Source organism: Ligilactobacillus salivarius DSM 20555 = ATCC 11741, from assembly GCF_001435955.1.
Classification (GTDB): domain Bacteria; phylum Bacillota; class Bacilli; order Lactobacillales; family Lactobacillaceae; genus Ligilactobacillus; species Ligilactobacillus salivarius.
The window spans coordinates 1-22,794 of record NZ_AYYT01000017.1 but is presented as its reverse complement, the minus strand read 5'-3'; the positions used below and the strand labels follow the sequence as shown (position 1 = coordinate 22,794).

The 22,794-nt window shown below is 33.5% G+C and carries 21 protein-coding genes and 1 riboswitch; of the genes, 15 read left to right on the top strand and 6 right to left on the bottom strand.

The annotated features are described in order from the left end of the window. Nucleotides 1-247 precede the first annotated feature (247 nt). Nucleotides 248-2,062: a heavy metal translocating P-type ATPase gene (locus FC55_RS07490; RefSeq protein WP_035150055.1), complete on the bottom strand. Its 1,815-nt coding sequence runs from the start codon at nucleotides 2,060-2,062 to the stop codon at nucleotides 248-250. A 130-nt stretch (nucleotides 2,063-2,192) separates the two neighbouring features. Then, nucleotides 2,193-3,056: a DegV family protein gene (locus FC55_RS07485; RefSeq protein WP_035150059.1), complete on the bottom strand. Its 864-nt coding sequence runs from the start codon at nucleotides 3,054-3,056 to the stop codon at nucleotides 2,193-2,195. A 221-nt stretch (nucleotides 3,057-3,277) separates the two neighbouring features. Here FC55_RS07485 and FC55_RS07480 point away from each other — a divergent pair, with 221 nt between their 5' ends. Both FC55_RS07480 and FC55_RS07475 read left to right on the top strand, forming a co-directional pair. Further along, nucleotides 3,278-4,213 carry a glycosyltransferase family 2 protein gene (locus FC55_RS07480; RefSeq protein WP_003700854.1) on the top strand — a complete coding sequence of 312 codons (936 nt, stop codon included), beginning with the start codon at nucleotides 3,278-3,280 and terminating at the stop codon, nucleotides 4,211-4,213. Between the two features lie 28 nt (nucleotides 4,214-4,241). Then, nucleotides 4,242-4,907 carry a type 1 glutamine amidotransferase gene (locus FC55_RS07475; RefSeq protein WP_003709201.1) on the top strand — a complete coding sequence of 222 codons (666 nt, stop codon included), beginning with the start codon at nucleotides 4,242-4,244 and terminating at the stop codon, nucleotides 4,905-4,907. A 32-nt stretch (nucleotides 4,908-4,939) separates the two neighbouring features. On the opposite strand, the gene FC55_RS07470 is transcribed toward FC55_RS07475, so the two are convergent. Beyond that, nucleotides 4,940-5,311, bottom strand: coding sequence for a PaaI family thioesterase (locus FC55_RS07470; RefSeq protein ID WP_003700858.1), 372 nt, complete (start codon nucleotides 5,309-5,311; stop codon nucleotides 4,940-4,942). Nucleotides 5,312-5,392: 81 nt separating this feature from the next. On the opposite strand from FC55_RS07470, the gene menB reads away from it, so the two are divergent. The 6 genes from menB (at nucleotide 5,393) to FC55_RS07440 (ending at nucleotide 11,898) form a co-directional block, all read left to right on the top strand. After that, nucleotides 5,393-6,214 (top strand): 1,4-dihydroxy-2-naphthoyl-CoA synthase, encoded by an 822-nt coding sequence (gene menB / locus FC55_RS07465; protein WP_003704061.1) that lies wholly within the window; start codon nucleotides 5,393-5,395, stop codon nucleotides 6,212-6,214. Continuing rightward, nucleotides 6,214-7,647 carry an o-succinylbenzoate--CoA ligase gene (locus tag FC55_RS07460; protein ID WP_003700861.1) on the top strand — a complete coding sequence of 478 codons (1,434 nt, stop codon included), beginning with the start codon at nucleotides 6,214-6,216 and terminating at the stop codon, nucleotides 7,645-7,647. Before menB ends, FC55_RS07460 begins: the two co-directional genes overlap by 1 nt. Before the next feature lie 74 nt (nucleotides 7,648-7,721). After that, nucleotides 7,722-8,462, top strand: coding sequence for a L,D-transpeptidase (locus tag FC55_RS07455; protein WP_003700863.1), 741 nt, complete (start codon nucleotides 7,722-7,724; stop codon nucleotides 8,460-8,462). A gap of 133 nt (nucleotides 8,463-8,595) precedes the next feature. Continuing rightward, the gene (locus FC55_RS07450) at nucleotides 8,596-9,966 is read left to right on the top strand and encodes an MFS transporter (protein ID WP_003700865.1); all 1,371 of its coding nucleotides are present in this window, start codon (nucleotides 8,596-8,598) and stop codon (nucleotides 9,964-9,966) included. A 13-nt stretch (nucleotides 9,967-9,979) separates the two neighbouring features. After that, nucleotides 9,980-10,384, top strand: coding sequence for a MarR family winged helix-turn-helix transcriptional regulator (locus FC55_RS07445; protein ID WP_225355291.1), 405 nt, complete (start codon nucleotides 9,980-9,982; stop codon nucleotides 10,382-10,384). A gap of 95 nt (nucleotides 10,385-10,479) precedes the next feature. Continuing rightward, a complete protein-coding gene (locus FC55_RS07440; RefSeq protein ID WP_003700868.1) occupies nucleotides 10,480-11,898 on the top strand; it encodes a C69 family dipeptidase in 1,419 nt (472 codons plus the stop codon). Nucleotides 11,899-11,959: 61 nt separating this feature from the next. Here FC55_RS07440 and FC55_RS07435 read toward each other — a convergent pair whose 3' ends face one another. The 3 genes from FC55_RS07435 to FC55_RS07425 are packed head-to-tail and all read right to left on the bottom strand — an operon-like array spanning nucleotide 11,960 to nucleotide 14,268. After that, on the bottom strand, nucleotides 11,960-13,042 hold the full coding sequence (locus tag FC55_RS07435; protein WP_003700870.1) for an LCP family glycopolymer transferase: 1,083 nt from the start codon (nucleotides 13,040-13,042) through the stop codon (nucleotides 11,960-11,962). A gap of 13 nt (nucleotides 13,043-13,055) precedes the next feature. Further along, nucleotides 13,056-13,421, bottom strand: a complete 366-nt coding sequence (locus FC55_RS07430) for a DUF1634 domain-containing protein (RefSeq protein WP_003700872.1) — start codon at nucleotides 13,419-13,421, stop codon at nucleotides 13,056-13,058. A gap of 1 nt (nucleotide 13,422) precedes the next feature. Continuing rightward, nucleotides 13,423-14,268, bottom strand: a complete 846-nt coding sequence (locus FC55_RS07425; RefSeq protein WP_003700874.1) for a sulfite exporter TauE/SafE family protein — start codon at nucleotides 14,266-14,268, stop codon at nucleotides 13,423-13,425. Between the two features lie 121 nt (nucleotides 14,269-14,389). Here FC55_RS07425 and FC55_RS07420 point away from each other — a divergent pair, with 121 nt between their 5' ends. The 7 genes from FC55_RS07420 (at nucleotide 14,390) to serS (ending at nucleotide 22,426) form a co-directional block, all read left to right on the top strand. After that, a complete protein-coding gene (locus tag FC55_RS07420; protein WP_011475569.1) occupies nucleotides 14,390-15,247 on the top strand; it encodes a LysR family transcriptional regulator in 858 nt (285 codons plus the stop codon). A gap of 17 nt (nucleotides 15,248-15,264) precedes the next feature. After that, nucleotides 15,265-15,930: a phosphatase PAP2 family protein gene (locus tag FC55_RS07415; RefSeq protein WP_003700878.1), complete on the top strand. Its 666-nt coding sequence runs from the start codon at nucleotides 15,265-15,267 to the stop codon at nucleotides 15,928-15,930. Between the two features lie 14 nt (nucleotides 15,931-15,944). Next, nucleotides 15,945-16,415 carry a GNAT family N-acetyltransferase gene (locus tag FC55_RS07410; RefSeq protein WP_003700880.1) on the top strand — a complete coding sequence of 157 codons (471 nt, stop codon included), beginning with the start codon at nucleotides 15,945-15,947 and terminating at the stop codon, nucleotides 16,413-16,415. Nucleotides 16,416-16,637: 222 nt separating this feature from the next. Beyond that, nucleotides 16,638-18,323 (top strand): acetolactate synthase AlsS, encoded by a 1,686-nt coding sequence (gene alsS, locus FC55_RS07405; protein WP_003700881.1) that lies wholly within the window; start codon nucleotides 16,638-16,640, stop codon nucleotides 18,321-18,323. Nucleotides 18,324-18,344: 21 nt separating this feature from the next. Beyond that, on the top strand, nucleotides 18,345-19,061 hold the full coding sequence (gene budA / locus FC55_RS07400) for an acetolactate decarboxylase (RefSeq protein WP_003700882.1): 717 nt from the start codon (nucleotides 18,345-18,347) through the stop codon (nucleotides 19,059-19,061). 47 nt (nucleotides 19,062-19,108) lie between these two features. Then, nucleotides 19,109-19,293, top strand: a riboswitch (Lysine riboswitch). A gap of 110 nt (nucleotides 19,294-19,403) precedes the next feature. Continuing rightward, nucleotides 19,404-20,855, top strand: coding sequence for an amino acid permease (locus FC55_RS07395; protein ID WP_035150066.1), 1,452 nt, complete (start codon nucleotides 19,404-19,406; stop codon nucleotides 20,853-20,855). Between the two features lie 293 nt (nucleotides 20,856-21,148). Further along, nucleotides 21,149-22,426: a serine--tRNA ligase gene (serS, locus tag FC55_RS07390; RefSeq protein ID WP_003700886.1), complete on the top strand. Its 1,278-nt coding sequence runs from the start codon at nucleotides 21,149-21,151 to the stop codon at nucleotides 22,424-22,426. The last annotated feature ends 368 nt before the right edge of the window (nucleotides 22,427-22,794 follow it).

The following is a 22,794-nucleotide window of genomic DNA, read 5'->3' as shown; positions in this document are numbered from 1 at the left end:
ATCTCCTCGTTAATAATGATTGTTGATATATGCATATTATTAATCATTTAAACAAGGTGGCTTATTTTTACGCCTGAGAAAGTTAGCAGGCAAAATTACCACAGCCTTCCTTAATATTTTCTTTAACTTTTAGTATTGTAGCGTAATTTTCAGAAAAATAATAGAATAAAAAATTGATTTTTCAAAATTTATGCAAATAAAAAATCAATAGACGCTATTATACGCCTATTGATTGAATATATATTAACTATTGTTCGTGAGAATAACGTGCCTTCAAAGCCCATAAAATTGAAACAGTATCAACAACTTCTTGGAACATCGCACCGATGAAAGCAGGGATGATACCAGTACTTGCGATTAACATTAATGCAGTACAAATTGCAATCCCTAATAAAACTGATTGACGAGCAACTTTAATGGTGTCACGTGAAATAGTAACAGCTTTAGAAACACGAGATAGATCATCCTTTAAAATAACAACATCAGCTGATTCACTAGCAGCAGTAGAACCATGTGCACCCATAGCAATACCAACATCAACAGTTGCAAGTGAAGGAGCATCATTTACACCGTCACCAACCATAAAAGTAGGGTGGCCAGATTTAGGGATATTTTGTAAAGCGGTGATCTTATCTTGAGGTAGTAAGTCAGCTTTTACTTCATCAATTCCTACTTCTTTAGCTACTCGTTGAGCAATCTTTTCTTGATCCCCAGTTAGCATCATTAATTTTTTGACTCCTAAAGCTTTCAAAGTATTCATAGTTTCTTTTGCTTCAGGACGAACATGATCGGTAAAAGTAACATAACCACAAAGTTCATCATCAACACTAACATAAATAGTAGTAGTTGCTAAAGGTTTCATTTCTGAGTTTGGAGCAACAAATTTAAGTTTACCTACTTTAACATTTTTATGATTAATAGTAGCTTCAATTCCCTTACCTGTTTTTTCCTCTAAAGAACTAACAGGTGCTAAATCGATATTTTGATTGTCAGTATATGCAACAAGTGAACGAGCTAAAATATGTGATGATTCTTGTTCAGCACTAGCAGCTAGTTGTAATAATTCTTCTACTTTCATAGAAGAGGTTGTAACAACATCTTGTACAGTTAATTGCCCACTAGTGATTGTACCGGTTTTATCAAAAGCACCAGTTTTAGCAGTGGCAAGTTTTTCTAAAACATCACCAGTTTTTACCACAATACCGTTGCGTGAGGCACGGCTCATACCTGAAACCATAGCAACAGGTGCTGCAAGGATTAAAGGACAAGGTGAGGCTACAACTAATACTTCAGCAAGGCGATGAGGGTCGCCTGAGAAGAACCAAGCTGCAAGTGAAATTAAAATGGCTGCCAAAGTAAATGGAACAGCGTATCTATCTGCCATTCTAACAAAATGAGCAGGAGTACTTTCAGCTTCCTTAACTAGCTTAACTAACTGTTGATATTGACTATCTTTAGCAAGTTTACTTACTTGTAAAGTAACGGAATTGTCCCCATTCAAAGAACCAGACATTACGTTGTCACGGAGATTTTTTTCAACAGGTTTTGATTCACCAGTTAAAGAAGATTCATCAAATAAGCCGCTACCTTTAATGATAAAACTGTCTACAGGAACGATTTCCCCAGGTTTAACTACAATTTTATCTCCAACTTTAACGTCATTGACACTAACATCATCTATGTCACCATCATCCATAATTTTATGTGCAATTTGAGGTGAATTATCTAGTAATGCTTTTAATTCTGTATTTGCTTTATGAGAGGCATAATCTTCTAATGTATCACCACCAGTGAGCATGATAAGAATAACCATACTTGCCCAATATTCACCTACGGATAAAGTGGCGACAACAGCTAAGATGGCTAATAGGTCGACGCCATATTTTCCAGAACGGAGTGTGTGAACCATTTCCTTAAACATAGATAAAGCAATGATAGCTCCGACTAAAGTAACGAGAATTTGTGCATATAATTTTAAATGTAATAAGTACTGTAAAACAACTGCGACTGCAGCGATACCAACAATAATATATAATTTTTGTTTATGACTTAGACGAGACATAATAAATCCCCCCATATCTAAAAAGAAATAAGTTTTATTTATAAACATATTATAACTGATAATTTTTAAAAAGTAAATTAGAAAAATTATAAATAAAAACAAAAAAGCAAGTCAAAACTTGCTTTTTGTCTCAATGTGTAGGTTTTTCGTTAAGTGTAATAACTCCAACAGCGTTTAAACCAGTGTGAGTCATAATAATAGGACTAGTTAAACGAGCAATATAGGGGATTTCTTGGATAGAGTTATTTTCCAATAAAGTATCCTTGATTTTTTGAAGTAGACTGTCATCTGTACCAACATTTGATAAGGATAGTGCTTGAATAGGGTTATGATTTTGTAGATATTCTTCAGCTAAAGTCTTGCAATGCTTGATAAAAGTCTTTTTGCTACGACCCTTGACAATAACATCCAAACTTTCCTCATTCAAGCGAATAATAAGCTTAAGGTTGATAAGTTTAGTTAAAGCACCAGCTAAACGACTTACACGACCACCGGCAACTAAACAGTCAAGGTTATCAATCAAAACATCAATAGTTGTACGATGATAGATGTCTTTAAGATGATCTTTAATCTCATCAATACTCTTACCGGTTTCTAAATCTTTAGCAGCAGCAAGAACTTGGAAGGCCAATCCTCTGTCAGTTGATTTACTGTTAATAACAGTTACTTTAGTATCTACCATATCAGCAGCGCTACTTGCAGTTTCGTAAGTTCCAGAAAGAACATCTGAAAGTACAATAGCTAATACTTCGCTGCCATCTTTACCTAGTTCATTATAAGCATCTATAAATCTGCCGATAGGTGGTTGACTTGTTTTAGGAATATTGCCATCTTTTAAAGCTTGGACTAATTCTTCACGAGAAATATCTTCACCATCAACATAATTTTTACCATCCACTTCAACAGAAAGGGGTACAATTGTAATATTATATTTTTCAATTTCTTCTGGTGTAAGTTGAACAGAAGAGTCTGTTAAAATTTTAATGTTTGCCATAGTTGAAACTCCTCTCGGCAAATTATTCATACTTTTATTATATCAGTAATAGTGTACACTTTCTATTATACTATGAATAATCTTTTAAACAAGGTAATCTAGACTTCAAGTTTAGATTGGCACGAATTTAATAAAAAAATCATATATTTTTTGTTATTAATGATATACTAATGAATGGATATCATTAGGACTAATTGATTTTGGTGAAGGGAATATGTAATATGACAAAAAAACTTTCAATTATAGTGCCTTGTTATTACGAAGAGGAAACTATACCTTTGTTCTATGAGGCTGTTGAAAAAGTTAAAAAAGAATTAAATGGAATTGAATTAGAATATTGGTTTGTGAATGATGGTTCACAAGATGGAACTTTAGATGAAATGCGTAAATTAAACGCTAAAGATAAAGAACATGTACACTATGTATCATTTTCTAGAAACTTTGGCAAAGAAGCTGCGTTATACTGTGGTTTACAACAAGCTACAGGAGATTATATAACTGTAATGGATGCTGATTTACAAGATCCGCCAGATATGTTGCCAGAAATGATAGAAATTCTTGAAAATGAAGACTATGATTGTGTGGGAACTAGAAGAACGAATAGAAAAGGTGAACCACCAATTCGTTCATTTTTTGCAAGAATGTTTTATAAGTTAATTAATAAAATTTCTGATACTGAAATTGTTGATGGTGCCAGAGATTTTAGAGTAATGACAAGACAAATGGTCGATGCAATCCTTTCAATGACAGAATACAATCGTTTTTCTAAAGGCATTTTTAGTTGGGTAGGTTTCAATACTAAATATTTAGAATATAAAAACCAAGAACGAGTAGCTGGGACAACAAGTTGGAATTTTTGGAGCTTGTTGAAATATTCAATTGATGGAATTGTCAATTTCTCTCAAGCACCTTTAGATATAGCTGTTTATTTCGGAATGTTGACATCATTCTTTTCAGGGATTGGAATTGTATGGATTATTATTCGTTACTTTTTAGAAGGTGGAGATCCAACGACTGGTTGGACATCAACTATTTGTTTATTGCTATTCTTTAGCGGAATTCAACTAATGTGTCTAGGAATTGTTGGTAAATACATTGGAAAGATCTTTTCTGAAGTTAAGAGAAGACCGGTGTATATTATAAAAGAAAAGAAGTAATCATCAGCTGTGAAAGAAGGAATTTAAGTTGAAGATGAATGTGTTACAACACTCAATTCATGAAGGAATAGGTTTAATTGGTGAATGGGCAGAAAATAATGGATATGAAGTAAATGTATATCAAGCTGCTAATAACAATGTGAAGTTACCAGAAGTTATTGATACTGATATGTTGGTAGTATTAGGTGGACCAATGAGTGTCAATGACGACGAAGAATGGATTGTTAAGGAACGAGAATTAATTAGAGGAATGTTGATGGCACATAAATCGTACTTAGGAATTTGTTTTGGAGCGCAACAACTTTCAAAAACTTTGGGCGGGGATGTGAGTTCTTGTCCTAAAGAAGTAGGTTGGGGAGAAGTGAAACGCCTGAGCAATATAATTCCAGGAGTTCCAGAAAAATTGGATGTGCTACATTGGCATGGTGAACAGTTTAGATTACCAACAGAAGCAACTCCACTTTTCTCGAGTCCACTTGTTGAAAATCAAGGATTTATTATTAATGAAAATGCAATTGGTCTACAATTTCATTTAGAAATGAATGAAGCAGGTGTGCGTGAAGTAGTAGAAAATGATAGTAAATTCATAAAAGGAAATAAGTTAAAGCAAAGTGCTGCTGATATTTTGAAACATAAGATTCCTGAAATGAATAAGCAAGCATTATTTGCAATGCTAGATTATATTAAAGACTAAAAAAATGTTTAACTGATATTTGTGTATATCGGTTAAACATTTTTTTTATTTATATTAGTCAAAGTAATTGTAGAATTACTGGTTAGATTATTTTTATCGTCAAAAGTATTAGCTTGCCATACTTGGATCTTTTTTCCAATTCTAAGCGGTGTAGCCTCAACCGTTAATTTTCCAGAAGTCACACTTTTTAAATGGTTAGTAGATATATTGACACCAACAGCATGACCATGAGAAAGATTGAGATTAGCTCCAATACTAGCAGCGGTTTCAGCTAAAACTGAATTAATTCCACCATGCAATACGCCAAAAGGTTGTTGTATTTTATCAGTAACATTTAAAGATAGGATTACTTTATCCTTGGATGAAATAATACTTTTAATTCCCAAATATTCGATTAAATCCATTATAATTTCTCCTAATCTGGTAAAGTGATATAATCAAGTTATATTTTATCATACATATTTAGATAAGGAGTCGTGATTCATTTGACAAGTGTAGAATGGGAAAAAGTTAAGGACTATTCTGAAATCATATTTGAAAGAGCAGGTCAAATTGCCAAAATAACAATGAATAGACCAGAAAAACATAATGCTTTCACTCCTGTGACTGTTGCTGAAATGATTGAAGCATTCACAATTTGTCGTGATGACAGTACAATTGGAGCAATTATTTTAACAGGAGCTGGTGATAAAGCATTTAGTTCAGGTGGAGATCAAACAGTTCGTGGAAATGGTGGTTATGTAGGACCGGATAAAATTGCAAGATTAAATGTACTAGATTTACAACATCTAATCAGAATTATCCCTAAGCCAGTTATTGCAATGGTTAAAGGTTGGTCTGTTGGTGGCGGTAACGTCTTACAGTTAGTTTGTGATTTAACAATTGCTGCTGATAATGCAATGTTTGGTCAAACAGGACCTAAAGTTGGTAGCTTTGATGCAGGTTATGGTTCAGGATATTTAGCACGCGTTATAGGACATAAACGTGCTAAAGAAGTATGGTTCTTAAATCATTTTTATACAGCACAAGAAGCATATGAAATGAACTGGATAAACAAGGTTGTTCCTTTGGATGAAGTTGAATCAGTAACTTTGGATTGGTGCAACGAGATTTTACAAAAGTCACCAACTGCAATTAGATTTATTAAAGCTGCAATGAACGCTGATACTGACGGTTTAGCTGGTTTACAACAATTTGCAGGTGATGCAACGATGCTTTACTATACAACAGACGAAGGAAAAGAAGGACGCGATGCCTTTAACGAAAAACGCAAACCAGATTTCCAGCAATTTCCTAAGTTCCCTTAATGGAAAATTGGTTAAAGAAACGAGTTCTACTTTCTCCAAATAAAATAGCCATTCAAGCTGGTAATATCAAATTAACTTTTAAAGAAGTAAGTGATAGGGTAGCAGTATTGACAGCACGTTTAGCTAATAAGTCTCGTAAAGGGATGAGAGTAGCATTACTTACCAATAACACGATTGATGGTTATTTGATGATTCTATCATTACAACAATTAGGGTGCGAAATTGTCTTTTTGAATAAAAGATTATCGCATGAAGAGCTACAATATCAGCTGGAAGATGCTGCAGTTTCATTGTTGATATATGATGAGTCATTGTTGCATGAAGAATTTGTAGGGATTGAAAGTTTAACTTTTAATCAAATAGAAAGTTTAGAGGAAAGTCGGGATTTTCAATTAGTATCAGAATTTAATGATGATGAAGTTACGACTATTATGTATACTTCAGGTACAACTGGTAAACCTAAAGGAGTACAGCAGTCCTTTAAAAATCATTTTTATTCTGCAATTAGTTCGGCCTTAAACCTAGGTTTAACAGATAAGGATAACTGGCTATGTGCAGTGCCTATTTTCCATATTAGTGGTTTATCAATCATTATGCGAGGATTGATTTATGGGATGACTGTAACTTTGATGGATAAATTTGATGCAGAAAAAGTTACATTCTTGTTAAAGGAAAGTAGTGTAAGTACAATGTCAGTAGTCCCCACAATGTTGCAACAACTTTTAGAAATCTTTCCCCAAGAAGGGTACAATTCTAATTTTCGTTGCTTCTTATTAGGTGGCGGACCAATAGATAAGGTTACATTAGAGCAATGCCAACAGCGAAACATACCAGTTATTCAGTCTTATGGAATGACGGAAACTGCTTCGCAAGTGATAGCTTTAAACTTTGAAGATGCTGAGAATAAGATTGGTTCAGTAGGAAAACCATTATTTTCTGTTGAATTAAAATTGGCTCATGACGGTGAAGTATTACTTAAAGCTCCTAATATTACGCCAGGTTACTTGAATAATCCCGAGAAAAATCAAGAAGTATTTGAAAATGGATGGTTTAAGGCGGGAGATATTGGTTATTTAGATGAAGATGGATTCTTATATCTGAAAGGTCGAAAGGGCGATATGATAATTTCTGGTGGAGAAAATATTTTTCCACATGAAGTAGAAGAAAGCTATTTAAAGTTAACAGGAGTTAAGGATATCGTTGTAGCAGGAATTACTGATAAAAAGTGGGGACAAGTGCCAGTTGCTTTTGTAATATTGGAAAGAAAACTTTCACAACAGGAATTAATTTCATATGGGCGTGAACATCTAGCGCATTACAAAGTACCAGTAAGATTTTATCAAGTTATGTCATATCCACAGACAGCTAGTGGAAAAGTAAAAAGACGAGAATTGATCCAAATTAAGGAATATCAAAAAAATCTCATTAAGTAATTTCAGCAAAATTTTTCGTAATAGTACTATATATGATAAAATAAGCTAGTATTACTAAATTGAGGGGATAACCAATGAAAAAAAATAATTTAATTTACTGGATCGTTGCGATTATCTTAGTGGGAATTGCTGGATGGAGTGCAGTACATATGCACCACTTGGAAAGTAAAAATGCTGTTAAGGTTAGTCGTGAAATGAAGATAAGTTCTAGTATTAGCCGACATATAAAGAAGATTACTAAAGAACAGAAAAAGGCTATGCGCAAAAAAGTTGATTGGAACAAGCCATCGATGACTAAGGCATATCCAGATGTTTCTAAGTATAAGAATGTGAAAAAATCTAACCGAATTAGATTGGTAGTATCTTCAGCTAAGCAAAGAGTATATGTTATGAGTGGACCTTATGTTTTATATACAATGTATGCATCTTTGGGTAAGAACTATAATTCTAAGACCCCTAACTATCAAGTAACACCTGTAGGAAAGTTTAAATTAGAAGAAACTCGTGGAGATAAATTCTATGATGCTACACGCCAATTAGGTGGGTTACATTGGACTTCTTTTAAGGGTAAAGGTATGTATCATTTTCAATCAGTACCTGTTGATGAAAATGGAAAAGTAATTGAAAAAGATGCTAAACATCTTGGTAATACAAAAATCACTAAGAAGAATAATATTAAAGCATATGGTTCTATATGGTTAACTGTACCAGATGCTGAATGGATTCAAAAGAATTTACCAGTTGGGACTAAAGTTTTAATCTATGGAGAAGATGCTAGTTCTGATAACTTTATAGCAGATAATGCTAAACATTAAAAATGAAAATGCCTTTTAGAAAATTTATTTTTTCTGAAAGGCATTTTTTTAATTGACATTTGGTTAGTGAACTAATTAAAATAAGTTTGGCAATTACATGCAAGTGAATGTTTTTTGAGAGAGGGGAATATAGGTGGCAAGAAATATCGCTGATACAATTAATCCTAAAACAAGATTAGCTGTATCAATAATTTTATTACTTTCAACATTTATTAGTTTGATGAGTCAAACGATGATGATTACAGCATTACCAGTAATTCAAAATCAAATGAATCAGTCATTAACAACAGTTCAATGGTTAACAACTGGATATACATTGCTGATAGGGATTGTGACTCCATTATCATCAAATATGTATGATAAATTTTCAAATCGTAGTGTTTTTTTGGGAACGATAGGAACTTTTGTCATTGGGACATTAATAGGATGTTTGGCAACTAATTTTTGGTTATTACTATTGGCACGTTTAGTTCAAGCTTGTGCCGGTGGGATTTTAATGTCTTTTCAGATGACAACAATGATTTCAATTTATCCTCCTGAAAAAAGAGGAACAATTATTGGAATGTCTGGATTGGTAATTGCTTTTGGCCCAGCAATTGGTCCTACTTTAGCAGGATTTATTTTAAACTTACTAGGTTGGAGATATTTATTTATTTTAATCCTACCAATCATGGTATTAATTTGGATAATAGGATACTTTGTTTTTCCAAATTACTCTGAACCTCTGGACATTAAGATTGATTACTTATCTGTAGTTTTATCTTTACTTGGTTCAAGTTTAGCTTTAATAGGAATAACTATTGTTCAAACACAGTGGATGCTAGGATTAGCAATGTTGGTAGTAGGTGCAATTATTTTATACTTTTTTGTAAAGAGACAGCTGAATTTAAAACAACCTATGCTTAATGTTAGAATAATCAAACTATACTCTTTTAGAATGATGGTTCTAGTGGGAATCTGTGCATTTATGGTATTGCTAGGTATGGAACAAATGGTATCAATTTATGCACAAAATGTCAGTCATGTAAGCAGTATGACTGCTGGTATGATTCTTTTGCCAGGGGCTATAGCTAATGCGTTGACAGCTTCTGTTGTAGGACGTGCATACGATCAATATGGTGCAAAATGGTTAGTAATTTCTGGTGGAATTTTGATGTTAATTTCAGCAATTCCATTTGTTATTATATCTAAAGGTACACCAATATGGATAATGACAGTCTTCTATATGATTCGTATGGTGGGAAATGCCTTAGTATTCTCACCAGCTATTTCTGAGTCATTCAGAGGAGTAGCACCACGTGAAATCAGTCATGCAACAGCACTGAATAATACTTTGCGTCAAGTATCAGGTGCTGTTTCAGTTACAATGTTGATTGTTATTAGTTCAATTCCACATTCTTTTGTTTTAGGTATGAGAATTTCCATGTGGGTAACAGTTGTTTTAGTCTTACTGATGTTAGCGATATTTATATCTTATATAAAAAATCGTAATAGTCGTAGATAATTAAATGGATAATATGAATAAGAGTACTATTGAATATTTAGTTGCAAAATTCAATCGTAAGATTAGATTGAGCTTAAATAGAGAGCTACTCAAATATGGCTTAAATGAAGCTAATTTTTATTATTTATTTGTAGTTATTAATAATCCAGGAATTAATCAAGTACAGATGATTAAGTTATTAGATCGTGAACAAAGTATTGTGACAAAGCAAATTTCTAATTTAGTCAAAAATGGCTGGTTAGAAAAGAGAAAGTCAACAACTGATCATCGTCAAACTGAATTATATCCTACAAGTAAGACATTAGATAATATAGATGATATTACTGAAATTACTGAAAAAGTTAGTGCTGAAGTAACATCTAATCTTAGTGAAAAAGAAAGTGCAACTTTGCAAAAATTATTGCAAAAAGTTTTATAAATTAGTATTGGAAAAGTATCCTGTTTAGGATGCTTTTTTTGTTAATAAGGCGTAAACTAGAAGGGAAAACTTCAAAGTAGGAGATGGATTGAATAATGATGGAACAAGCTTGTACATCAATTTTAGTAGGAAAGAAAGCAACTGTTGATGGTTCAACAATGATTGCGAGAAATGATGATACATTTCTACCAATCACTCCTCAACGATTTGTTATGCAACCAGCTGTATCTGGACGTAAAGAAACTTGGACCTCCAATAAAAATGGTTTTACTGCACCATTACCAAGTAAAGGATATAGAACAACTTTTACTCCCAATGCTGATGTAGAAAAAAATGGTGTCTTTGGTGAAACTTCAATTAACGAAAAAAATGTAGCAATGTCTGCTACAGAATCTGTATATGGGAATCCACGTGCTTTGGCATATGATCCATGGATAGAAAATGGATTGGCAGAAGATTCATTACAAGACATGGTGGCTCCATATATAGATTCTGCACGCGATGGTGTTAAGTACTTAGGAAATCTTATAAAGAAATACGGTTCTCCAGAAGGAAATGGTGTCTTGTTTGCGGATAAGGATGAAGTTTGGTACATGGAAATTGTAACAGGTCATCATTGGGCTGCTACAAGAATTCCAGATGATGCCTATGCAATTGCTGCTAACCAAGTAGCACAACAAAAAATAGATTTTAATGATCCTGAAAACTATATGTGGTCAGATGGATTATTGGAATTCGTAGAAGAACATCATTTGAATCCTAATAAAGATGACTTCAATTTCCGTAAAATTTTTGGTACGGATACTGAAAAAGATAGACATTACAATACTCCACGCGTTTGGTTTGGACAACGTTACTTCACCCCAGAAGTAGAACAAGAACCGACTTCTTCTGAATTGCCATTTATCTGTCGAGCTAATCGCTTATTGTCAGTAGAAGATTTAGAGTATGTATTAAGTTCACATTACAATGAAACTAAATATGATCCATTAGGTCATGGAAGTGAAGAAGATAAGAAACGTTTCCGTCCAATCTCATTGAATCGTACACAAAATTCCCATGTTCTTCAAATTAGAAATAATGTTCCTGAAGAACAAGCAGGATTAATGTGGATGTGCTTTGGGGTTCCTTCATTCACGCCATATGTTCCATTTTATGCAAATGCTAATGACACTGATCCTAGTTGGAGTAATACACCACTTGAATTTGATATGAATAGTGCATATTGGATGTATAGAGCTTTGTCAATGTTAGTAGAATCACACCATGCTCAATTTATTCAAGATGATTTAGATTATTTAACAGCTGCACGTGAACAACAACATAGATTGATTGATGAAAATGATAAAGCTGCTCAAGAGTTAAGTGGAGAAGATTTAACAAGATTTTTAACAGAAAAGAACTATGAAATGGTAGCAGACATGAAAGAAAGAACAATGGGAATGATAAATCATTTCTTTGTAGAAGGTTTGAAGCTATCTAAGTTAACATTTAATATGGACGCTAATTTATAATTTAATAAAATAAATAAGGTTTAAAGGACAACGATAATTGTTGAACTTTAAACCTTATTTTTTAATATTGTGAAGTGTTTATTTCATAATCAGTTCCATATGTAGAACCAGTTTTAGCCTTTTCTAAATCTAAAGCAGAGCGAACTTTGTTTGTAATTCTTTGTTTTTCAGATAAAGTAGGGACTTCAAAAGATTCACCCATTATCATCGTTGAAGTACCTTGTAAATGATCTGAATCCATACCATGAGTTGCAACACGATATTTAGTTCCAAGAGCTAATAAATCATCAAAAGATAAATCAGTCTGCATTTGTTTAGAAATAGTGTTCAAGAATTTTTGATTGAGTAAATTAGAAACGTGACTACTCTTCAGGGCAACTTTCATAAGGACTTGTCGTTGTCTAGTTTGACGACCATAATCCCCTAAAGGATCCTCATGTCTCATGCGAACGTAAGCTAAAGCTTTAGGTCCATTCATATGTGTTACTTTACCTTTCTTGAAAGAGTAACCACCATATGAGAATGAGATTGTAGGAGCTACATCAACTCCTCCAATAGCATTAATGATACTTTCTAAGCCGCCCATGTTAACTGTAACGTAAAAATCGATTGGAATATTTAAATCTTGTTGAACAGTTCTAACAGCGGCTTTAGATCCCCCGTAAAAATAAGCGGAGTTTAACTTGCTAGGATAGTATTCTTCATATCCTGAGATTGCAACTTTTTCATCTCGCGGAAGTGAAACAAGAGTCATCTTTTTATCTTTAGGGTTCATAACTAAGACAATCAATGTATCAGTACGTCCACGGAAATCTCTACCTAAAGCTCCAGTATCAGTTCCCATTAGTAGAATAGAAACAGGTTTACCTTTTTTTAAGGTAGAGCTAACATTACGTGATTTGCTAAAATTACTAGAACTATAGATGGTATTGGCAGCTTTTTGTGCATTATTCAGTTTCTTCTCCAGATATTTTCCACCAACGATAGCAAAAACCACTAAAGATAGTAGTAACCAAAAAAAGATAGTTTTACTAAGTCTATGTGGAGAATGATGATGTTCATGTTGTCGTTGTGGTACGTGTGAAGACGTGTCGTTTTGATAATTTTCAATGGAACGTCGACGTCTTCTATTGTCTTGTGGCATTAAAAACGCTCCTTTAATGATGTCCTAAAATGAATCCAAACATCAAAATGATGAACACTATAGTCGTAATCCAAACATATAAGACATCTTTTTCTTTATAGAATGCATATATTGAGACTAACACACGTAAGACTGGTGTCAAGATTAATAAAAAAATTCCTGCCATCATATATGCATATGGTTTAAAAGTAGTAATACCCTTTAGAATTTCTGATAAGGTTGTAGGAAATGTAGTACCAGGATAACCAGAACTTTGTTGGCAAACAAGCATAATAAAGCCTATTACCATAACAGAAGCAGCAATCAGTACTCCAATGCGCATGATTTTACCAATTAGGATTTCTACAGTTTCCATTTCATTTTTTGTCTTTTTATCCATATTATATTGTCACCCCAAACGCCTTAAAAATCATTTGTAATCCTAGATATAATAGAATAGGAATGAAAATCATTCTAATAACTCTTGAAGGAAGATGCTGCATAATTCTGCTTCCGATTGCAGCTCCAACTAAAATTCCTAAAGCAAGTGGAACAGCAATACCAGGCTTAATAGATCCATTGAAAAAGTATACAGAAGCACTGGCTGCAGCAGTTACTCCCATCATTAAATTGCTGGTAGCACTAGATGGTTTTAGGGGCATTTTCATAGCATTATCCATAGCCATAACTTTAAAAGCACCAGAACCGATTCCTAACATTCCAGAGGCAATACCTGCTCCAAACATAATGGATAAGCCACCAGGAATATTTTCAACTTGATAATCAATTTGTTTGTTTAAGTTCTTGTCAAAATATGAACTATTAAGATTAAATTTTTGTGCCCATTTGTCAGGCTTGGCTCTTTTTAAAATTTCTTTACCACTGCGGAGTTTTCTATACATATTCCAACTTGAAAAAATAAGTAAGGAACCAAATAAAAAATATAAGATTGCTGGATGGAAAATACCAGTTAGGACAGCTCCAACAATAGCTCCGATAGTAGTAGCAATTTCTAAGAACATTGCTACACGTAAGTTTAAGACATCATCTTTTAAAAATGCAATTGTAGAACCAGAACTAGTTGCAATAACGGCAATGATACTGGCACCGATAGCATATTTGATATCTAAACCTAAAGCTAAAGTGATGATAGGTGTAATAATCATACCGCCACCAATTCCCAGAATGGCACCCATAATACCGGCGAATAAACCGACTGCCAGCATTAATAATGTAGACGTAATCATTAATAAATTCTCCCTTCGCTTAATTACTTAATCATATTAACACTGAATATATTATAATAAAAATACCAAATTAAAATATGAGATATACAAAATTTATATATCTAAGGTGAGGGGAGTACTGATGAATTTAAAGCAACTACAGTATTTTATAGCGGTAGTGGAAGAAAAACAGATCACAGCTGCTGCAAAAAAGCTAAATATTGCTCAACCTCCATTGAGTTACCAATTAAAACAATTAGAAGCAGAATTAGAAACTAGATTATTTACTAGAACTGCTCATGGAATTGTATTGACGGATGCAGGTATGATGTTAGAAAAATATGCAAGAAAAATTCTGGATTTAACCACGGTAGCTGAAGAAAAAGTTAAGAAGACCACTAAAGGAGAATTGGGAAAAATTTCTTTAGGTACAGTTTCTTCTTCCGCAGCTGCTTTACCAATAGGAAAATTGAAAGAGTTTAGAAAGTACTATCCTGAAATAAACTTTGAAATATTTGAAAGCAATACGTATGGAATACTGGAAAAATTATTTAATGGTGAGATAGATTTAGGATTGGTTAGAACTCCTTTTAATCAAAGAGAACTTGAAACTAAAATTATGATGGAAGAGCCAATGGTAGCAGTGGTAAATAGCGATGATTATTTAAAAGGAAAAAAGAAGATAGGAATTGATGATTTAGAAGAAGTACCATTAATAATATATAGGAGATTTGAAAATATTTTCCGACAAACTTTTTCACAATTTGGAATAAATCCTTATATAGCAGTAAAATGTGATGATGCAAGAACAGCAATTTATTGGGCAAAGTTAGAAATGGGAGTAGCTTTGGTTCCAGCTTCTTGTGCCAAAAATTATACGAATGGTAGAATAATTCCTATAAATTACCCGGGATGGAATACCCAGTTAACATTAATATGGCTGAAAAATAGTAATAAATCACCACTAATATTGAAATTAATAGAGCTATTTAGTGTATAATTAAGCCTTAAGGGGGGATGTCCGTGATTATAAAAGAGAAGAAGAAAAGAGAGCCATTAGCGTACCTTTTTACAATACTATTCTTTATCAATTATTTTCTTGTATTTCAACAGGCTCAATGGCTACATAAAATAGATACAGCAGTTTATTTTAAATTAACTCGTAACTTAAATAATTTACAAGTGATGTTCTACAACGTTATTAGTGAACTATCTAGTTCCAGAATGGCAATTGTTTATACGATAGTACTACTAGGAATTTTATGGTTTATAAGATGGCAAATTCCTGGTGTGTGGATTACTTTTACAGTTGGAACAGGATTAGTTGTAGGATGGGTAGCACGATTGATATTGCGTTATGGAAGTAAAAGAGTTGAACCGGAAATGGGATATGCTTTCCCAGGTTTACACGTTTTAGGGATGACAATTCTAGTGGCTATTGTATATATCATCTTTTTACCATATTTTAAAGACAAGGCTTTGGCTTACTTAGTGGGATTCATTTTAGGAATTTGGTTAATTGCAACAAGTGTAGCTTGTATATATTTAGGTCAATTACATGTTAGTGATATTACAGGTGCATTAACATTAGGTTTTGCTTGGGTATATTACTGCAGTAATTTATACATAAGGTATGCTGCAAAGTTAAAGAAGATCAAGGGGTTTAGGAATTCGAATTATTAAGGTTGGTGCGATGATTGAAAGAAGTAGAAGATTTAATAATTAGAAAATTATCAAGTAATGATCTTAATGATTTTAGAGAAATTATCACACAAAAAGAAGTAGCTAGAATGGCAGGATTTGCTCCAGTCTCAAGTTTTGCTAGTTTTTATTTATCTCAAATGTTACAAAACGGTGCTTGGGGATTGGTAGTTAATAAAAAAGTAGTGGGAGTAATATGTATATATGATTTGCCTGTTAAAAATAGCAATAAAAAGACAGGTGAGATAGGCTTTATATTAAATCAAAATTATTGGTATCGTGGATATATGTCGAAAGCCATTAGAGAAATATGTAGCCATGTGAAAGAAGATTATAGTCAGATAAAAGCAATTACCTTAGTAGATAATATTGCTTCAAAAAAAGTTTTGGAAAGAAACGATTTTTATTTTTCTGAAACAATAATGGATAATGATGAAGAGAAAAACATATTTTTAAGAAATCTGTAAAGTTGTTATTTGCTCTAATTAAGAGATAAATAACAACTTTTTTGCATGATAAATCTTACACAATATTCACAAAGTTTAAATTTATATTTAAGCTTAATGCTATGGTATTAATCGTTTTCCAAAGAATATTTTTCACAAACTATATAAGCGCTGGTAAAGTGAATTTAGCAGTGATATTATAATTTTATACTGTAAATATTTAATGAAAAGAGGAATGAAAAAATGACTGAAGATAAAGGAAAACGTTATGGTGCAGATGCCATTATTGATAGTTTGGTAAACCATGATGTTAAATATGTTTTTGGGGTACCTGGTGCTAAGATTGATAGGGTATTTGAAAGATTGGAACATCCAACAAATGAAAAAGCACCTCAATTGATTATTACTCGTCATGAACAAAATGCTGCATTTATGGCTCAAGGTATTGGTAGAATTACTGGTAAGCCAGGTGTTGTATTAACTACATCTGGTCCTGGGGTGTCAAACTTAGCAACTGGATTAGTTACTGCAACTGCTGAAGGGGATCCAGTGTTGGCAATTTCTGGACAAGTTCAACGTACAGACTTATTAAGATTGACTCACCAAAGTATGGACAACGTTGCATTATTAGCTCCTGTAACTAAATATGCTGCTGAAGTTCAAGAACCAGAAAATATTTCTGAAGTAATTGCTAATGCTTATCAAGAAGCAGAAGCTGCAAAGCAAGGTGCAAGTTTTGTATCAGTACCACAAGACGTTACTGATTCAGAAGTTAAAACTGCTCCAATTGCTCCAATGCCAGCACCTGTTTTAGGACCAGCTAGTCCTGTAGAATCAACATTATTAGCCCAACGTATCAAAACTGCAAAACTACCTGTTCTTCTTTTAGGTATGAGAGCATCTGATCCAGAAACAACTAAATCTATCAGAAACTTAGTTGAAGAAACTCATTTACCAGTTGTTGAAACATTCCAAGGAGCAGGAATCATTCCTCGAGAATTAGAAGATGATTTCTTTGGTCGTGTAGGATTATTTAGAAACCAACCTGGTGACCAATTATTGAAACATGCTGACTTAGTTATCGCTGTTGGATACGATCCAATTGAATATGAACCACGTAACTGGAATAACGAAGGTGACGCAAATATCATCGTAATTGATTCTATGCGTGCAGAAGTAGATAAGAACTTCCAACCAGAACGTGAATTGGTAGGTGATATTTCTCAAACTCTTGACTTCTTATTACCATACATGAAAGGTTTCAAGTTGCCTGAAAGTTCACGCGAATATTTAGATGGACTACAAGAAAAATTAAAATTAAGAGATGAACCACCAGCAGTTACTGAAAATCAAGTTACTTCCCATCCTTTAAGCATTATTCAAGCTTTACAAGATAGAGTTACTGATGATATGACAGTTAGTGTTGATGTTGGTAGTTTCTACATTTGGATGGCTCGTCACTTTAGAAGCTATAATCCACGCCACTTACTATTTAGTAATGGTATGCAAACATTAGGTGTGGCATTACCATGGGCTATTTCCGCTGCTTTAGTAAGACCTAATACACAAATTGTTTCTGTTTCTGGTGATGGTGGTTTCTTATTCTCCAGTCAAGATTTAGAAACAGCTGTACGTTTGGGCTTAAACATCGTACACATTATTTGGAATGATGGACACTATGATATGGTTAAGTTCCAAGAAGAATTGAAGTATGGAAAGAGTGCAGGAGTAAACTTTGGTAGTGTAGACTTTGTTAAGTATGCAGAAAGTTTTGGTGCTACTGGTTTACGTGTGGAAAAAGCTCAAGACTTAGAAAAAGTATTAGACCAAGCTTTTGCAACTGAAGGTCCTGTAGTTGTTGACATTCCAGTTGACTACAGCGACAACAAAGAATTAGGTAAGCAAATTCTTGAAGATCAACTTCACTAATTGAAAAGAGGCATCTTAAAGATGAAAGACACAAAGAAGTTATTTCAACATGGTACATTAGCCTTACTTGTTCCAGGATTATTTGATGGTACATTACCTTTAAGTTCCTTACTAGAACATGGTGATACAGGAATAGGAACAGCTACAGGATTAGATGGCGAAATGATCATACTTGATGGAGTGCCATATCTTGTACGTAGCGATGGTAGTGTAAATGTATTAGATGCTAATGAAGTAAGGGTTCCATTTGCAAATTCCCATTTTGATAATCCAGAAATAGAATTTGATGTTACTGATGCAACTCCTGATCAATTAAAGGATATGATTTTCTCTAAGTATAATTTGAAGAATGTTTTCTTTGCTGTAAAAGTAAAGGGAAAATTTGATTATATAAAGACAAGAGCTGTTGAAGGACAAAAGAAGCCTTATCCAACATTGACAGAGGTGGCAGATAAGCAAGCTATTTTTGAAGAAAATAATGGGCAAGGAACAATTGTAGGATACTTTTCTCCAGAATTATTCCATGGGATGGCTTCAGCAGGTTTCCACTTACATTATTTAAATGATGCACATAATTTGGGTGGACATCTGTTGGATTACAAGATAAAAGAAGCAAAGGTTTATTTGCAAGTGTTTGAAAGTGTAGAAACACATTTTCCAGTTGAAAACTCAGATTTTATGAAAGAAGAATTTGATATTGATAGTTTACGTGCATCAATATCATCTGCTGAAAAGTAGATAATTAATTATTTCTTGCAATTTAAATTGTATTCTGTATAATAAAAAGCGTCGAACAGAGGTCGCAGTTTTTATCAGTAAATATTTAGAGCTGAAAAAGCAGCAATGAAAAATATTGAAAGGAAAAACTGCCGAAGTAAGATATTGCTTTTTCAATATTTTGCTGGGGCCTGGCTCAACAAGTCAGGAACTGTCGTAGTTTAATAGTTGACTACGGAGCGCTATCGAATGCTTTTTATTATAATTATGATATTTGATAGATAGAGCACATACCTCTTTAGTTAGGTGTGTGCTCTTTTATTATCCAGACCTCTGAGAATAAAAAGTTTGGAGGAAGACGTAATGTCTAAAAATAGTAATCAAGGAGAAATGAAAAGATCCTTGAAAACTCGTCATGTTTCTATGATTGCCCTTGGTGGTAGTATCGGAACAGGTTTGTTTGTTGCAAGTGGTTCTGCAATTTCTACAGCAGGACCTGGTGGAGCTTTGGTTGCTTATATAGCAATTGGATTGATGGTTTACTTCTTAATGACTTCTTTAGGTGAAATGGCAACATATTTGCCAGTCACAGGCTCTTTTGCAACATACGCAGGAAGATTTGTTGACCCTGCTTTAGGATTTGCGATGGGATGGAATTACTGGTTTAACTGGGCTATTACTGTTGCGGTTGACGTTTCTACAAGTGCAATAGTATTACGTTATTGGTTCCCTAATATTCCTAGTTGGGTTTTCAGTTTGATTGTATTATTAGTAATTTTTGCTATTAATGCCTTGTCTGTAAAATCTTTTGGTGAAACAGAATATTGGTTGGCTTTGATCAAGGTTATAACAGTTATTATCTTTTTGATTGTAGGTTTATTAACAATTATTGGAATTATTGGGGGTCATGCAACATATTTAGAAAACTTCACTTATAAAAAAGCTCCTTTTGTTGGTGGTATTCCGGCGGTCTTAAGTGTATTCGTAGTTGCTGGATTTTCTTTCCAAGGGACAGAATTGATAGGTATTACAGCTGGTGAATCTGCAACTCCAGAAAAAAGTATTCCTAAGGCTATCAAGCAAGTATTTTGGAGAATCTTATTATTCTATATTCTAGCTATTTTTGTTATAGCTTGTTTGATTCCTTACACAAGTCCTAATTTATTGGGATCAGAAGCTACTGATATTGCTATTAGTCCATTTACTTTGGTCTTTAAACGTGCAGGACTGGCTTCTGCTGCCGCTGTGATGAATGCTGTTATTTTAACTTCTGTTATTTCAGCAGCAAATTCAGGAATGTATGCTTCTACAAGAATGCTATTTTCTTTGAGTTTAACTAAAGATGCACCTAGAGTATTCTCACTCGTTAATAATCGTGGGATACCAATGCCAGCTTTATTAGGAACTACATTTGTTGCGTTACTAACATTTTTATCAAGTATTTTTGGTGATAAGATTTACACATTCTTGGTAAGTGCTAGTGGTTTAACAGGTTTTATAGCATGGGTAGGTATAGCCATTTCTCACTATCGTTTTCGTAGGGCATTTAAAAAACAAGGTCATGAACTTAGCGAATTACGTTACCATGCTAAGTGGTTCCCATTCGGTCCACTTTTAGCATTAGTATTATGTATCTTAGTAATTGTAGGCCAAGATTTGAAATCATTTGCTAATCTTGATTGGCAAGCTATAAGTGTTACTTACATGTCTGTACCGTTATTCTTGATTTTATACTGCTACTATAAGATAAAATATAAAACTAAAGTAATACCACTGGATGAAGTTGATTTAACACCTCATAAAGTAGAAAAATAATACTTGAATTTTATAATTCAATGTTTTAACATGTAGGTAAGTTAAACATCGGAGTTCGCCATAAGTAGGCAGTAAAGAGACATAGTGGTTGGTGAAAACTATGAGCCGAAACTCCAGCGTTCGTTGTATGGGCAGGTAATGCTGCACGGGAGATCGTTAAATCATTGAGTGTGATGGTTATTTACTGTCGAACTTGGGTGGTACCGCGTAAGAAGAAGTCCTTTCGTCCCAATTTTGGGGACGGGAGGGCTTTTTTTACGTCAAGATGTTAAAAAAATTTGGAGGACACAAAGATGCTAGATATTAAAGATATTCGATTAAATACAGAAGAATATAAACGTCGCTTGGGAACAAGAGGCGTAAAACCAGAAGAAATTGATGAATTAGTAGCTGAAGATAAGAAACGTAGAGAGTTACTTGTTGAAACTGAAAATTTAAAGAAAGAACGTAATGAAGTTTCTGAAGCTATTGCTCAAGCAAAACGAAACAAAGAAGATGCTAGTGAACAAATTCAAGCAATGCGTAAAGTTGGTACTAAGATCAAAGAACTTGATGAAAAACTAGCTAAAGTAGAAGAAAATGTAAAATCTATGGCTGCTCACTTGCCTAACTTACCAAATCCTACTATTCCAGTAGGACCAGACGAAGATTCAAATGTTGAACTTTATAAAGTAGGTACACCACGTAAATTTGATTTTGAACCTAAAGCACACTGGGATATTGGTGAAGATCTAGGAATTTTAGATTTCGATCGCGCAGCTAAAGTTTCTGGGGCAAGATTTGTTTTCTACAAAGGATTAGGAGCAAAGCTTGAACGTGCGGTTTATAACTTTATGTTAGATGAACATGCTAAAGAAGGTTATACAGAAGTAATTCCTCCATATATTGTTAAAGCTAAATCAATGTATGGAACTGGCCAATTCCCTAAATTTAAGGATCAAGTATACCAAGTTAATGGGGAAGATATGACTTTAATTCCAACAGCTGAAGTACCTCTAACTAACTATTATCGTGAAGAAGTAATCCCAACAGAAGACTTACCAGTTTACTTTACAGCTTTATCACCATCCTTCCGCTCTGAAGCAGGAAGTGCAGGTCGAGATACTCGTGGCTTGATACGTATGCACCAATTTAATAAAGTTGAAATGGTTAAATATACTAAGCCAGAAGATTCATATAATGAATTGGAAAAAATGACAAAAAATGCTGGTAACATTATGGAAAAACTAGGATTACCATATCATGTAATTACTCTATCTACTGGAGATATGGGATTCAGTGCAGCTATGACACATGACTTAGAAGTATGGATGCCAGCACAAGATACTTATAGAGAAATCTCAAGCTGTTCTAATTGTGAAGATTTCCAAGCTAGAAGAGCAAGAATTCAATATCGTGATGAAAATGGTAAACTACAATATGTTCATACATTAAATGGCTCTGGTTTAGCTGTAGGTAGAACTGTAGCTGCTATTTTAGAAAACTACCAAAATGAAGATGGATCAGTAACAATTCCAGAAGCATTACGTCCATATATGCAAGGTTTAGAAGTTATCAAGAAAGAAAAATAATAATATTTAAAAGGGAGATGGTTAATTATTAGCCATCTCTCTTTTTATGTGAATGAAGTTAACGAATATTATGAGTTATAAAAATTTGTAATAGAAATAAAAAACGAACGAAATAGAGAGGAAAGTAGTCATATTAATACATAAACGAAAATTTATTTTTTTATAAAAAAAACGTTGACGAAGACGATGGTACTTGGTATTATATTACTTGTCGTTGAGATGACGGCAAACAAAAAATAATTTTTTGTTGACAAATAACGGAGGCTTTGATATGATGATAAAGCTGACGTCAAAATAGTCAGTAAAAAGTAAATTTAAAAAGTTGTTGACAAATATATGACGACTTGATATGATATAAAAGTTGTCAG

Excerpts from the sequence above, each read along its gene's own strand:
- budA (WP_003700882.1), top strand. The coding sequence starts at position 18,345 with ATGAAAGACACAAAGAAGTTATTTCAACATGGTACATTAGCCTTACTT.
- FC55_RS07435 (WP_003700870.1), bottom strand. The coding sequence starts at position 13,042 with ATGCCACAAGACAATAGAAGACGTCGACGTTCCATTGAAAATTATCAA.
- FC55_RS07425 (WP_003700874.1), bottom strand. The coding sequence starts at position 14,268 with ATGATTACGTCTACATTATTAATGCTGGCAGTCGGTTTATTCGCCGGT.
- FC55_RS07420 (WP_011475569.1), top strand. The coding sequence starts at position 14,390 with ATGAATTTAAAGCAACTACAGTATTTTATAGCGGTAGTGGAAGAAAAA.
- FC55_RS07490 (WP_035150055.1), bottom strand. The coding sequence starts at position 2,062 with ATGTCTCGTCTAAGTCATAAACAAAAATTATATATTATTGTTGGTATC.
- FC55_RS07485 (WP_035150059.1), bottom strand. The coding sequence starts at position 3,056 with ATGGCAAACATTAAAATTTTAACAGACTCTTCTGTTCAACTTACACCA.
- FC55_RS07470 (WP_003700858.1), bottom strand. The coding sequence starts at position 5,311 with ATGGATTTAATCGAATATTTGGGAATTAAAAGTATTATTTCATCCAAG.
- alsS (WP_003700881.1), top strand. The coding sequence starts at position 16,638 with ATGACTGAAGATAAAGGAAAACGTTATGGTGCAGATGCCATTATTGAT.
- FC55_RS07430 (WP_003700872.1), bottom strand. The coding sequence starts at position 13,421 with ATGGATAAAAAGACAAAAAATGAAATGGAAACTGTAGAAATCCTAATT.
- FC55_RS07415 (WP_003700878.1), top strand. The coding sequence starts at position 15,265 with ATGTCCGTGATTATAAAAGAGAAGAAGAAAAGAGAGCCATTAGCGTAC.
- FC55_RS07445 (WP_225355291.1), top strand. The coding sequence starts at position 9,980 with ATGAATAAGAGTACTATTGAATATTTAGTTGCAAAATTCAATCGTAAG.
- FC55_RS07440 (WP_003700868.1), top strand. The coding sequence starts at position 10,480 with ATGATGGAACAAGCTTGTACATCAATTTTAGTAGGAAAGAAAGCAACT.
- FC55_RS07460 (WP_003700861.1), top strand. The coding sequence starts at position 6,214 with ATGGAAAATTGGTTAAAGAAACGAGTTCTACTTTCTCCAAATAAAATA.
- serS (WP_003700886.1), top strand. The coding sequence starts at position 21,149 with ATGCTAGATATTAAAGATATTCGATTAAATACAGAAGAATATAAACGT.
- FC55_RS07395 (WP_035150066.1), top strand. The coding sequence starts at position 19,404 with ATGTCTAAAAATAGTAATCAAGGAGAAATGAAAAGATCCTTGAAAACT.
- FC55_RS07480 (WP_003700854.1), top strand. The coding sequence starts at position 3,278 with ATGACAAAAAAACTTTCAATTATAGTGCCTTGTTATTACGAAGAGGAA.
- FC55_RS07455 (WP_003700863.1), top strand. The coding sequence starts at position 7,722 with ATGAAAAAAAATAATTTAATTTACTGGATCGTTGCGATTATCTTAGTG.